This is a genomic window from Sphingomonas ginsenosidivorax, assembly GCF_007995065.1.
GTDB lineage: Bacteria > Pseudomonadota > Alphaproteobacteria > Sphingomonadales > Sphingomonadaceae > Sphingomonas > Sphingomonas ginsenosidivorax.
In genome coordinates, this window is record NZ_VOQR01000001.1 from 118,151 (window position 1) to 130,288 (window position 12,138).

Consider the following 12,138-nt stretch of genomic DNA (forward strand, 5'->3'; position numbering starts at 1 on the left):
CGCTTCGTTGCTGCGCTCGACGTCATCGGTTCAGCCCCCGAGCCCGTTGCGGTCGCCGCCATCCGCGTCGGATTTGCGCCGTCTCGCCCACAGCGCAAACCCGACGATCACCGCGAACGCCGCGGCGGGCACCAGCATCGCCGTTGCGATCCCGGCACGATCGGACAACCAGCCGATCGCCGCGGTCAGGATCGCGCCGCCGATGATCGCCATGATCAGCAGCGACGACCCGGCGCGGCGCAGCGGACCCAGCCCCTCGACCCCCAGCGCGAAGATCGTCGGGAACTGGATCGACATGAAGAAGCTCGTGGCGACCAGGGCATAGAGGCCTGTGCGACCGCCGACGAGCGCGGCGAACACGGTGAGCGCGAACGCGATCGCCGCGAACAGCGCGAGCAAAGTCGCCGGTCGAACGCGTGTCATCGCCGCGGTGCCGATGAAGCGGCCCGTCGCGAACAGCAGCAGCGACACGAACAGCGCATCGGCGGCGGCGTGTTCGGGAAGGCCGGGCACGGTCGCCTGGGCGAAGCGGATCGTGTAGCTCCACAGACCGACCTGTGCGCCGACGTACAGCAGCTGTGCCACCGCCGCGAAGACCAGTCGCGGCCGGTGCACGACCTGGCGGAATCCGGACCAGGATGCGGCAGCGCGCGCGCCGGGGTCGCCCGGCGGGAAGCGCAGGCAGGCGGCGACGACCGCGAAGGCCAGAACGATGCAACCGATGACCAGATACGGCGCCTGCACGGCCCGCGTCTCCACGCCGTAATAGGTCAGCCGCTCGGCTGCAGTCATCGCCGCGAGCGTGGCTTCGTCATGTTCGATGCCCGACAGGATGAAGTGCCGGCCGATCAGGATCCCGGTGATCGCGCCGACCGGGTTCGCGGCTTGCGCCCAGTTCAGCCGGCGCGTGGCGCCCGCCGGGTCGCCGAGCTCGGTCATCAACGGATTGGCCGCGGTCTCGAGGAAGGCCAGACCCGACGCGATGACGAACAGCGCGAAGAGGAACAGCGTGTATCGGCTGTCCGCCGCCGCCGGATAGAAGAGCAGCGCACCGCAGCCGTAGAGGACGAGCCCGGTAACGATCGCCGTCTTGTACCCCCGCGCGCTGGTCAGCATCGCGGCGGGAACGGCGAACACGAAATAGCCAAAATAGAAGACCTGCTGGACGAAGCTCGTCTCGAAGTCGGACAGCGTGAACGCCTTCCTGAACTGCGCGATCAGCACGTCGTTCAAATTGTTCGCCATTCCCCAGAGGAAGAACAGGCTGACCGTCAGCAGGATGGCGCCGGTATAGCGCGGTCGGGCGGGGGCGGGGGCTGCGGCTGTCGGCATGGCGGTCCTAACCCAGCGCGCGATCGAGATGCACGTAGCCGCCATCGGCGACGATCCACTGGCCCGTGGTGTGCGATGCGCGGTCCGACAGCAGGAACACGACCGTGTCGGCGATCTCGCGATCGGTCGTCATGCGGTGGCCGAGCGGAATGCGCGCGGTGGTCCTTGCCAGATGGGGAGCAGGGTCGTCGAGCGTGTCCATCCACCGGCGATAGAGCGGGGTCATGACCTCGGCCGGCAGCACGGCATTGACGCGGATTCCGTCGCCGGCGAGCGCCGCCGCCCATTCGCGCGTCAGCCCCAGTTGCGCGGCCTTGGCCGCGGCATAGCCGCTGGTGCCGCCCTGGCCGGTCAGGGCCACCTTCGACGAGATGTTGACGATCGCGGCACCCTGCGACGCGCGCAGATGGGGCAGGCAGTGATGCGCCATGCCGTAATAATGGATCAGATTGGTGCGGAGCGACGCCGCGAACGCCGCGACACCCGCGTCCAGGCCGACACCGTCGTTCGCGCCGGCATTGTTGACCAGCCCGTGGATCGCACCGAAGCGCGCGACGACCTGCGCGACGGCGCGAGCGCAGGCAGCGTCGTCCTCCACATCGACGCGGATGAACAGATACGCCGGCTGCAACGCCGAGAGTCTGGCGGCGAAGGCATCGTCGAGCGGGCTGCGCCCGAGGATCACGGGGATCGCGCCTTCTTCCGCCAGCACCGTCGAGACCGCGCTGCCGATCCCCGCGCCCCCGCCGGTGACCAGCACGACCTTGCCCTCGAGCCCCAGATTCATGCCGCGTCGACCGCCGACGGAAACCGGTAGCGCGCAATGGAGGCAGGCTTCATCTCGATCGAGAAGCCGGGCCGCGTCGGGGGCATATAGGCGGCGTTCCGGACCTCGCACGGGTCGACGAAATGCTCGTGGAGATGATCGACATACTCGGCCACGCGCCCCTCCATCGTTCCGGATACGGCGACATAGTCGATCATCGAGAGATGCTGCACATATTCGCACAGTCCCACGCCGCCGGCGTGCGGGCAAACCGGCAGGTCGTAGCGAGCGGCGAGCAGCAGCACCGCGAGCACCTCGTTGACGCCGCCCAGCCGGCATGCGTCGATCTGCACGACGTCGATCGCGCCTGCGGCCATGAACTGTTTGAACATGATGCGGTTCTGGCACATCTCGCCGGTCGCCACCTTCACCTTGCCGATCGCGCGGCGGATCGTGGCATGGCCCAGCACGTCGTCGGGGCTGGTCGGTTCCTCGATGAACCAGGGGTCGGCGAAGGCCAGCGCCGCGACCCAGGCGATGGCTTCGGACACCTCCCAATTCTGGTTGGCGTCGATCATCAGCCGGACGTCGGGACCCACCGCCTCGCGTGCGATGGTCAAGCGGCGGATGTCGTCGGCCAGATCGCGCCCGACCTTGAGCTTGACGTGGCGGAAGCCTGCGCCGACCGCCTCGCGCGCCAGCCGCCGCAATTTCTCGTCGGAATAGCCGAGCCACCCCGCCGATGTCGTGTAGCAGGGGTAGCCCTCTGCCTCGAGCATCGCGATCCGCGCCGCCTTGCCGTCCTGCTTGGCACGCAGCAAAGCGAGTGCTTTTTCGGGCGTCAGACAGTCCGTCAGATACCGGAAGTCGATCGCGCGAACGAACTCCTCCGGCGTGAAGTCCGCGACGAGGCGCCATAGCGGCTTGCCCGCGTGCTTCGCCCACAGGTCCCAGACCGCGTTGACGACGGCACCGGTCGCGAGGTGCATCGCGCCCTTGTCGGGGCCGATCCAGCGCAACTGGCTGTCCGCGGTGACGTGGCGCCAGAACCGGCCGGGATCCGCGGTGATCCAGGCGAGGTCCAGCCCGACGACCAGGTGCCGCATCGCCTCGATCGCGGCGACGCAGACTTCGTTGCCGCGGCCGATCGTGAAGGTCAGCCCGTGCCCCTCGAGACACGGCTGGTCGGTTTCCAGCACGACATAGGCGGCCGAATAGTCCGGGTCGGGGTTCATCGCGTCCGACCCGTCGAGCGCGTGGCTCGTCGGGAAGCGGATATCGTGCGTGCGGAGCGCCGTGATCCTGGTCAAAACAAGGTCCATCCGCCGTCGATCACCGCGGCCGTGCCGGTGGTGAAGCCGCTCTCGTCGGAGGCGAGGTGGAGCGCCAACGCGGCGATCTCGTCGACGCGTCCTAGCCGCCCGATCGGCTGGCGCGCGGCGAAGGCGGCATGCGCGGCCTCCGTCGTCAGGTCGTCCCGCTCGGCGAGGTCGCGGACCCGCCCCAGCAGCGACGGCGTCTCGACGGTGCCCGGGCAGATCGCATTGCAGCGCACGCCACATCCCACGAAGTCCGCCGCGACCGCCTTGGTCATGCCGATCACCGCTGCCTTGGTCGTGCCGTAGATGAAGCGATCGGGTACGCCGATGATCGACGAGGCGACCGACGCGATGTTGACGATCGATCCCCGGTTCGCCGCTATCATGCCCGGCAGGTACGCGCGAATGGTGCGGAACATCGCGGTGACATTGAGCGCGAAGCCCGCGTCCCAGTCATCGAGTGCACAGCTCGACGCGGTGCCCGAATGGACGATCCCGGCGGCGTTCACCAGCACGTCGATCGCGCCCGTTTGCGCCGGTAGCCGGTCGATCGCATCGTGATCCAACAGGTCGAGCACGATCGGCCGCGCACAGGCGGCGATCAGCGCCGCATCGCGGTCCAGCGCGAACACGGTCGCGCCTTCGCGTTCGAACGTCTGGGCGATCGCACGTCCGATGCCTTGGCCTGCCGCCGTCACCAGGACCCGCTTGCCTGCCAATCTCTCCCCCATCGGAGTCCTTCTCTTTGTGAAAGTCTATTTTATGGGTGGAACCTATCGCGCGATTGCCGATTGAGCAAGAACGCTTTCCAAGACGGGTCCGGCGTGGGAAAGACCGGCATGGCCGATCCCGTCGCAAAGAGCCGTACCACCTATGCCGCGCCCGCGCTGGAGCGCGGTTTCGACATTCTCGAACTGCTGGCGACGGCGCCGGCAGGGCTGACGATCACCGAGATCGCCCAGCAGCTCGGGCGTTCGATGAGCGAGGTGTTCCGCGTGACGATCGTCATGGAGCGTCGCGGCTGGCTGCGGAAGGACGCGCAGTCGGACCAGTACAGCGTGTCCTACTGGATGCTCGACGTCGCTTACCGCGCGACACCCGCGCAATCGCTGGCGACGGTCGCCGCGCCGATCATGCAGTCGCTCGCCAGCGCCACCAACCAGTCGTGCCACCTGGTGGTTCGTGCGGAGGCCCGCGGCCTAGTCATTCAGCGCAACGAGAATATCGGCCCGGCTGGCTTCGCGATGCGGGCCGGCGCGGTGATTGATCTGGTGACCAGCTGTTCCGGACACGTGCTGCTCGCCTTTTCAGACGATACCCAGCGCGACGCGGTGCTGGCCGCCCTTCCGGCGAAGTCCGCCGCCGCCTGTCGCGCGTTGGCGCCGCATCTCGCGACGGTCCGCGAGCGAGGGTATGAGATGAGCCCGAGCGCGCGGGCGTCGGGCGTGACGGATATCAGCGTGCCGATCTTCGGCTTCGGCGGCGCGATCGCGGCGGCGCTGACCGTTCCCTATCTCGAGATGATCGACGGTTCGCAACGCACCGATGTCGACCAGACCCGTCAGATGCTAATGACGGCCGGGGACGCGATCTCGACCGCGCTCGGCGCGTCTCCCACGGCAGGACGCGCCGAGTAGGTTACGCGCATCGCCCCCTGCCGGCCCGATGCGCGGCTCGTTGGGGAGATGGCAGCAGCGCATCGCAGCCGATGCGGGACGACGGACGCCGTCGCGGTCACCCGGATACGCGGTACCCCGGATCCGCCTTGCCCGGGGCGGCGGCGCGATAGGGGGGGGCGCTGGCGGGTTTTCCGCCGATGACGACGCGGTCGAAGGCGAGATCGGGAACCCCCTCGGCGACCAGCATCGCGTCCTTGGTCAGATCGACGCGGAGGTTGCTCACGCGGATCGCGCCGAAGCTCGTCTGGCCGGGATTGGGCCGGATGATCCCGAACGATCCGAAGCGGCCGGTGATGGCGCTCAGCGTGACGTTGCGGACGGTCGACCTGGGCGGCGGCAGGCCCTGCAGGTCGGCATATTGGCCCCAGGGCTCGACCAGCAGGATCCGCCCGCCGTCGCTGTCGAGCGTGATGCGGCGCAGGTGGATGTCCTCGTAGAGCTGCGGCGTGTCGGGGCGCAGCTTGAGCATCAGCAGGTTGATCGCGCCCGTCACCCGGCAGTCCTCGACGATCACGTCGCGCACCACCGTCGCCTCGCTGCCGCAGGTGAACGCCTGATGGCCGCGGCGGAAATGGCAGTTGCGGATGCGGATATGCTCGACCGGCGGGCTGTTGGTGTCCTGCAGCGCGCGGGGTCCCTTCGATCCCTTGGCCGCGATGCAGTCGTCGGTGACCGAGAAATAGCACCCGTCGATCGTGACGTTGCGGCTGCTGTCGAGGTCGATGCCGTCGCTGCTCGGCGCCTGCGGATAGTCGTCGGGGACGACGAAGCGCGCGTTCTTCACCAGCACGGTGTCGCAGCGATAGATGTGCAGGTTCCAGAATTGCGAATCCTTGAAGGTGACGCCCTCGACCGTCACGCCCTTCGAATTCTCGATCAGCGCGAGGCGCGCGCGCGCAATGCCGATGTTCGCGAAGCTGGCGGGGTTGGGCGCCGCAGCGCGCAGTTTCCAGAACAGGTCCCAGATCGGCCGCCCGGCGCCGTCGAGCGTCCCTGTGCCGCTGATCGTCAGCCCGTCGCAGCCATCGGCGTTGATCAGCGCGGGGGTGAAGCTCGCCTCGAAATGACCCTCGATCCGCGTCCGGCGTCGGGGAAAATTCTCCATCTCGGTGCTGCAGCGGAGCACCGCGCCCGCGTCGAGCCGCAGGTGCACGCCGGGCTTGAGGAACAGCGCGCCGCTGACGAACACCCCCGACGGCACGACCACCGTCCCGCCGCCGCCGGCTGCGAGGTGATCGATCGTCGCCTGGATCGCGCGGGTGTTGAGCGTCACACCGTCGGCGCGCGCGCCGAACGCGGTGATGAGGGCCTGCGCCGGTTTGCGCGCTGCTGCGGTCACCAGGGGTGCCGCGAGCATCGCCGCGGTGAACCGGCGGCGCGTGAGGATCGGGGTCGACATGGCGTATTCTCCGCGTGTGAGTTCAGGCGTTCACGGCTGGCTAGCGTGGTACGTCGCACGTGCCGCCCCCGGCTGTCCGTTCGAGCGTCACGGGCTGCACGATCCCCGAGGGTTGCGGCGCGATGCGATCGAGGTCCTGCGGCTGGAAGCGCTCGCCGTACCGCGCGGTCAGCAGCCGATAATCGGGGCGCGGACGGCCGGACAGCTGGTTGATCGCGGTGTTCGAGACCTGGATCTCGACCGTGTTGAGGCCGGGTTTCAGCCACCGTGTCAGGTCGATCCGATAGGGCGGCGCCCAGAGGCTGCCGGCGCGGACGCCGTTGACGCGGACGATCGCGGCGTCGCGAATGGGGGCTGCGACCGCCGCGAACGGGCGCGCGCCGGCGGGCGGCGTGACGGGCGCGGCGGCGCCGAAGTCCAGCACGACGCAGCCGCCGCCGGTGATGGTCCGGCGATAGATGCCGGTGCCCGAGAAACTGCGCAGCGCCGGGCGCTCGGTCCAGGATGTCAGCCGGTCGAGCGGACCGGCGAGGTCGAGCGTCCAGCCGCCGTCGAGCGGCTCGCGGGTGGCGGGCAGGGGCTTGGGGCCCTCGGTCTTCGGCCCCTCGGTCTTTGATGCGCCGGCGAACACGAGGATCCGGCTTTCGTAGGGCGCGAGATCGATCGCGATCGCGTCGCGCCCGACAGGCGATCGCGTACCCGTCATCGGATCCCACCATTCGCCGTTGCCGCGGTCGCCCGCGAACCGCGCGGTCGTGCGCATCGGCACGTTGCCGGTATTGGCGACGAAATACAGGTCGCCGTCCGCGAGATGCCGCCGGACGAACCCGAAGGCGGGATCGGGCCGGCCCAGCCGCACGTCGGCGGTCGCGGCCAGCGCTTGCGGCAGGCTGGCGGTCGTCTTTGCGAGCCGGTTCGACAGCGCCTGCACCGCGGCGCGCGCGCGCTCGGCATGCAGCCCGCCCGATTCACGCGGCAACGCCCCCATCGCGACGAGCGTGCCGCCCTTTGCCACCCAGCGCGCGATCGCCGCATAGGCATCGGCATCGATCCGCGCGAGTTCGGGCAAAATCAGGACACGCTGCGTCAGCTTGCCCGCGCGGACCGCGGCCGCATCGATGAAGTCGAAGCCGTTGCCCGAGTCCAGCACCTGCGCGATCAGCGTGTCGGGGACATGCGCGTGCATCACGTCGTTCACCGATGCGAGGGCCGGTCGCATGGCGGCGAAGGCGTCTTCGACCGGCAGGTAGATCGCGACCGCGTTGCTCGGCTGCCCCTGGCGCAGCATCGCGGACACGCGCTGCAGATAGCGCGTCACGTCGGGCATCACCGCAAACCAGGGGTTGTGATCATTGAGCGCGGCGGCGGCATAGAAGGACCAGCCCGGCTCGGGCGCACCGGGCGGGCTGTACGGCCAGCCATGGCCGACGAGCTGGTTGATCCCCTGCAGGAAATGGCGATCCGCCTCGACCTTCATGTCGAGCGGGGTGGCCGCCCAGGCGGGGGAGTGGAGCCAGGTCCAGACCTCGGAGGATATCACCGACTTGGCGTAGAGATGCGCGGCCGACGTCGCCCAGCGCGTCGAGGTGAAGCTGCGCCAATCGTCGCCCTCGCCCTCGGGCAAGCCGACCAGCGCGCTGCTCGCCAGAGTCGGCGCGGGGATGCCGTAAGCCTGCGCGCGGAACCGCGTGCCGTGCCGGACCGCCCAGGCGTCGATCGGTGCGAAATAGCGTTCGTTGACCAGCTCGGACAGCGTCGTCGCCCAGTCGTACCGGACGCCGTTGCCGCCCTTCGCATCATCGAACAACGCCGGCAGATGGTCGAGCAGGTCATAGCCGCGCCGGCGGCGGAACTCCTGCGGCAGGTCGCCGGTCCAGCTAGACCCATAGGCTTCGAGGCTGTCGGAGAACATCGCATAGGGCGGCGCCGATGCCGGGAAGGCGGAGAGCAGCCGGTCGCCGACGGTCGTCAGGTGGTTGGCGATCGCCGCCGGATCGAGATGGTCGAGCACATAGCCCTCGGCACCGACCGAGGGGCGCTTGACCTGCTGCCCGGTGCGCCCGGCGGTGTAGAGCGAGAGCGTCCGGTCGCGTGCGGCCGCGGCGACCGTCACCGCATCGACGTCGGTCAGCGCGATCCGCTGGCCGTCGAGAAACCCCGCGAGGCGGCGTTCGCCCGGCTGCATGCCGGGCAGCGTCGCGGACGTCGCGCCGGCGGGGATCGCGACGACGCGCCGTTCGACCCGCGACGCCGCCTGGCTGATCGGGATATGCGGCCCGCCGAACGGCCAGCCGCTGCCGAGGGTGACGTCGATCCGCATGCCGCGCGCGCGCGCGGTCCGGCCGGCGTGCGCGAGCGCGTCCAGGAACGCAGGCGACAGATAGGGCGTGTTGGTCACCCCCGGCAGCGCGCCGTCGAGCGCGAGCGGATAGGTCGGCTGGACCTCGAACCCGCCGAACCCGCCGGCCTTCATCATCCCGATCTCGCGGTCGAGTTCGCGCGCGTCGACCGAGGGGCCGAACCACCACCATCGCACCATCGGCTTCGCCGCATCCGGCGGCGACTGGAAATCGCGCAGCAGCGCATCGCGCGCGGGGTCCTGCGCCGCGACGGGGGTACCCGCGAGCGCGAAAAGCAGCGCGAACGCGCCGGTGCGGATCGGCCGGGCAGGGCGGGGCGTCGTCGCGGTCGACATCGGACGGGATCCTTACGGCGTCGTCAGCGCAAGGCCGGGCGCGCGCGCATCGGCGACGGTCGCCGCGGCGGGCGAAGGGCAAGGGCGAGGCAGGCGGCGGTCATAGGGTCTCCGATCGGACTGGCCGCCAACCTGTCATACAACAGCGCCCTTTGCCAGCCGCGAAGTCCCGCGCGGGAAGCCGCTTAATGCTGGCCGCTACCGGTGCCGGGCAGCTTGGTGACGCGCAGCGTCTTCAGCAGGTCCCTGGCGCTGTCCGGGGCCGCCTGCCGGAACAGCGCGAACAACGCGCTGTCGTCCATGTCGCCGATGTCGAACCCGATCGGGAGCGCGATGGGCTGGCGCAGGCGGGCCCCGGGTTGCGCCTCGAGGACCAGCACGAACCACGCCATGCTGACCGGCGCCTGGCCCATGTCCTCGCTGAATTCCATCGGGACGGCCTTGCGGATGCGGATCCGGCGGTCGGGGTTCTTCTCGAACCAGCCGGCATCGCCCTGCGTGGCGATATGGATGACGCGTCCCAGGGTCGCGCCAGCTTCGTCTGACATCATCGTTCCTCACTGCCGCGCGTTGCTACATCGGTCCTGCGCTACCCGCCCCCGCGTCCGGTTCAAGCCCAATCGCGTGCCGCGTCTGCAACATGTTCGCCTTTCGCCCTGTCAACCGCGATGATCGCGAGGGAAGGCTGCGCCGACGGAGTAGCGGATCCTCGCAAACTCAGGCCGCCCGGCTCATGGTCCGGACCGCATCATGTGAAGAACGGCCCATGTCGTATCGACCCGCCCAGTGGGAAATCCCGGGTGGCTCACTCTCGTCTGCGTGCAGCCGTCATGAGGTCACCGTTCGAATAGGGGGTCTGCATCCCGATTTTGATGAGTTCGGACAGCGATTTGGTCTTCAGTTTGTGCATCACCTGGGCGCGGTAATATTCGACGGTGCGGGGGCTGAGGCTCAGCGACGCGGCGATCGATTTGTTGGTTCCGCCCTCGACGATGCGTTCGAACACCTGCTGCTCGCGACGGGAGAGCGCGGCGATGCGAGTCACCATCGGGTCCTGGTCGTGCGCGATGGGTTCGATGCGCAGCGAGGCGATCGCATCGAGGATGACGTCGGCGTCGAACGGCTTTTCGATGAAATCGACCGCGCCGCTTTTCAGGGCCCGTACCGCGAGCGGGACGTCTGCATGGCCGGTGATGATGATCACCGGATCCTTGCGGCCGCGCATCGCCAGTTCCTGTAACAGTTCGAGGCCATCGAGATGGGGCATGCAGATGTCGCTGACGATGATGCCCGGCGCCAGCGCGGACAGTTCGTCGAGGAACTCGATCGACGAGGTGAAGCCGGCATGGGGCTGGCCGCAGGCGCGGAAGACCGCGCTCATCGCCCGGCACACCTCGGGCTCGTCGTCGACGATATAGACGGGCAGATCAGGCAGCGACGCCGACGGCGTCTGTCGGGCGATATCCGAGGGTGAAACGGAACGTGGTTTCGGGTTGTTCGTGATCATACCAAAGTTCGCCCTGATGATGCTCGACGATAGATTTCGAGATGGATAGCCCGACCCCCAGGCCGTGCCGCTTGCTGGTCGCGAACGGCTCGAACAGGCGGTTGCGGACCTCGTCGGCGATACCGTAGCCCGTGTCGGATACGCTGATCACGAGCTGGCGGTCGGTCCAGCGTGCGACGCTCAGCGTCACCTCGCGGACGGGGCGGTCCTGTACCGCCTCGACCCCGTTGACGATCAGGTTCAGCAAGACCTGCTGGATCTGGACCGGATCGACGAAGACTTCGCCAAACTCCTCGTCGAGCACGACCGTCAGGTGCGCGCTCGCCTGCCGGATCGCCATCCGTCCGAGCTGGCTGGCCTCCAGGACGATCCGGCGGACGTCGACCCATTCCATGTCGAGCTCGTCCGCGGCGACGAAGTTGCGCAGGCGCTGGAAGATCGTTTTGGCGCGGAAGAGCTGGCCCAGCATGTCGACGACGGTCGCGTCGACCTCCGCCTTGTCGTGATCGGGATCGGCCAGCATCATCCGCACCGCGCCGGCGTAGAGCGCCGCAGACGCCAGCGGCTGGTTGAGCTCATGCGCGATTGCGCTGCCGAGCTGGCCGAGCGCGGTTGCTCGCCCCAGCTGCTGGACCTGCGCCTCCAGGCCCGCGCGGCGGGCGTCGGCCGTGCGTTGCGGCGTTTCGTCCCGCAGATAGACGATGTGGAACGGCTTGCCCGAAATCGGCACTTCGGCCAGCTGCATCGTGAGTTCGAGCGGATGCGCGCCGGATACCGGAATGCAGACGGTCTGGCCCGTCATCTGGCCGATCGCGACCTGCTTCGCCAGATGACCGATCGCCGAGCCGTTGTTCGGCAGGTTCAGCAAGGCACTGATGCTGCATCCGGCGAGCGGCTCGTGGCGATGTTTAAACAGTTGCTCGGCACACTGGTTCGCGGTCACGATGATGCCGCTGTCGTTGACGATCAGCATGGCCGCGGGAAGCGTCGCGAAGATGGCCTGCAGATAGGTTTCGCGTTGTCGAATCTGCTGCGCCAGCGCGTGTTCGGTCAGCCGGGACTGGCGCAGCGTGTCGCCCGTCACGGCCAGGATCAGATAGCATCCGATGACCGCCATCACGATCGGTTCGGTCACCAGCGGGGCGTCCGGAAACAGCAGGACCCCGCCGACGACAACCAGCACCGCACCGACGATTCCCGCGCGCCAGCTCGCACGCAGCGATGCGGCGAGCGTCGTGAGGAACCCGAAGATGAAGGGCCATTCATAGTGGAACACGGTCCGAATGGTCAGGCTGGTCGCCAGCGCCGCGCATGCCGCCAGACAGCCGACGCGGATAGCCGAACCAAACGGGACAGGGTGTACCGATGGTCGGTCGTCGAGTGCTTCCCAAAGCCGGTTCATTGCGGCCTATATCTCTCCCAATGTCGCAGGGTCGCACGG

10 protein-coding genes are annotated in these 12,138 nt (G+C 68.5%); 1 reads left to right on the forward strand and 9 read right to left on the reverse strand.

Going from position 1 to position 12,138, the window contains the following annotated elements:
* Positions 1–30 precede the first annotated feature (30 nt).
* From fucP to FSB78_RS00545, 4 genes are read right to left on the reverse strand one after another with little or no spacing between them, the layout of a single operon-like run.
* Positions 31–1,332, reverse strand: coding sequence for an L-fucose:H+ symporter permease (gene fucP / locus FSB78_RS00530; RefSeq protein WP_147079030.1), 1,302 nt, complete (start codon positions 1,330–1,332; stop codon positions 31–33).
* Positions 1,333–1,339: 7 nt separating this feature from the next.
* Positions 1,340–2,119: an L-fucose dehydrogenase gene (locus tag FSB78_RS00535; RefSeq protein WP_147079032.1), complete on the reverse strand. Its 780-nt coding sequence runs from the start codon at positions 2,117–2,119 to the stop codon at positions 1,340–1,342.
* On the reverse strand, positions 2,116–3,420 hold the full coding sequence (locus FSB78_RS00540) for an L-fuconate dehydratase (RefSeq protein WP_199743092.1): 1,305 nt from the start codon (positions 3,418–3,420) through the stop codon (positions 2,116–2,118). The genes FSB78_RS00535 and FSB78_RS00540 overlap by 4 nt, the downstream gene beginning before the upstream one ends.
* Positions 3,405–4,148: an SDR family oxidoreductase gene (locus tag FSB78_RS00545; RefSeq protein ID WP_147079036.1), complete on the reverse strand. Its 744-nt coding sequence runs from the start codon at positions 4,146–4,148 to the stop codon at positions 3,405–3,407. The genes FSB78_RS00540 and FSB78_RS00545 overlap by 16 nt, the downstream gene beginning before the upstream one ends.
* Positions 4,149–4,256: 108 nt before the next feature.
* On the opposite strand from FSB78_RS00545, the gene FSB78_RS00550 reads away from it, so the two are divergent.
* Entirely contained in the window at positions 4,257–5,054 is a 798-nt protein-coding gene (locus FSB78_RS00550; protein ID WP_147079039.1) for an IclR family transcriptional regulator, read from the forward strand.
* A 97-nt stretch (positions 5,055–5,151) separates the two neighbouring features.
* On the opposite strand, the gene FSB78_RS00555 is transcribed toward FSB78_RS00550, so the two are convergent.
* From FSB78_RS00555 to FSB78_RS00575, 5 genes are all read right to left on the reverse strand, one after another.
* Entirely contained in the window at positions 5,152–6,495 is a 1,344-nt protein-coding gene (locus FSB78_RS00555) for a glycoside hydrolase family 28 protein (RefSeq protein ID WP_147079041.1), read from the reverse strand.
* A gap of 40 nt (positions 6,496–6,535) precedes the next feature.
* Positions 6,536–9,190: a glycosyl hydrolase gene (locus FSB78_RS00560; protein WP_147079043.1), complete on the reverse strand. Its 2,655-nt coding sequence runs from the start codon at positions 9,188–9,190 to the stop codon at positions 6,536–6,538.
* Between the two features lie 185 nt (positions 9,191–9,375).
* Positions 9,376–9,738, reverse strand: coding sequence for a hypothetical protein (locus FSB78_RS00565; RefSeq protein WP_147079045.1), 363 nt, complete (start codon positions 9,736–9,738; stop codon positions 9,376–9,378).
* A 257-nt stretch (positions 9,739–9,995) separates the two neighbouring features.
* Positions 9,996–10,697, reverse strand: a complete 702-nt coding sequence (locus FSB78_RS00570; RefSeq protein ID WP_147079047.1) for a response regulator transcription factor — start codon at positions 10,695–10,697, stop codon at positions 9,996–9,998.
* Positions 10,618–12,099: a PAS domain-containing sensor histidine kinase gene (locus FSB78_RS00575; protein ID WP_147079049.1), complete on the reverse strand. Its 1,482-nt coding sequence runs from the start codon at positions 12,097–12,099 to the stop codon at positions 10,618–10,620. Before FSB78_RS00575 ends, FSB78_RS00570 begins: the two co-directional genes overlap by 80 nt.
* Positions 12,100–12,138: the final 39 nt, after the last annotated feature.

Excerpts from the sequence above, each read along its gene's own strand:
- FSB78_RS00565 (WP_147079045.1), bottom strand. The coding sequence starts at position 9,738 with ATGTCAGACGAAGCTGGCGCGACCCTGGGACGCGTCATCCATATCGCC.
- FSB78_RS00550 (WP_147079039.1), top strand. The coding sequence starts at position 4,257 with ATGGCCGATCCCGTCGCAAAGAGCCGTACCACCTATGCCGCGCCCGCG.
- FSB78_RS00570 (WP_147079047.1), bottom strand. The coding sequence starts at position 10,697 with ATGATCACGAACAACCCGAAACCACGTTCCGTTTCACCCTCGGATATC.
- FSB78_RS00540 (WP_199743092.1), bottom strand. The coding sequence starts at position 3,420 with ATGGACCTTGTTTTGACCAGGATCACGGCGCTCCGCACGCACGATATC.
- FSB78_RS00560 (WP_147079043.1), bottom strand. The coding sequence starts at position 9,190 with ATGTCGACCGCGACGACGCCCCGCCCTGCCCGGCCGATCCGCACCGGC.
- FSB78_RS00555 (WP_147079041.1), bottom strand. The coding sequence starts at position 6,495 with ATGTCGACCCCGATCCTCACGCGCCGCCGGTTCACCGCGGCGATGCTC.
- FSB78_RS00575 (WP_147079049.1), bottom strand. The coding sequence starts at position 12,099 with ATGAACCGGCTTTGGGAAGCACTCGACGACCGACCATCGGTACACCCT.
- fucP (WP_147079030.1), bottom strand. The coding sequence starts at position 1,332 with ATGCCGACAGCCGCAGCCCCCGCCCCCGCCCGACCGCGCTATACCGGC.
- FSB78_RS00545 (WP_147079036.1), bottom strand. The coding sequence starts at position 4,148 with ATGGGGGAGAGATTGGCAGGCAAGCGGGTCCTGGTGACGGCGGCAGGC.
- FSB78_RS00535 (WP_147079032.1), bottom strand. The coding sequence starts at position 2,119 with ATGAATCTGGGGCTCGAGGGCAAGGTCGTGCTGGTCACCGGCGGGGGC.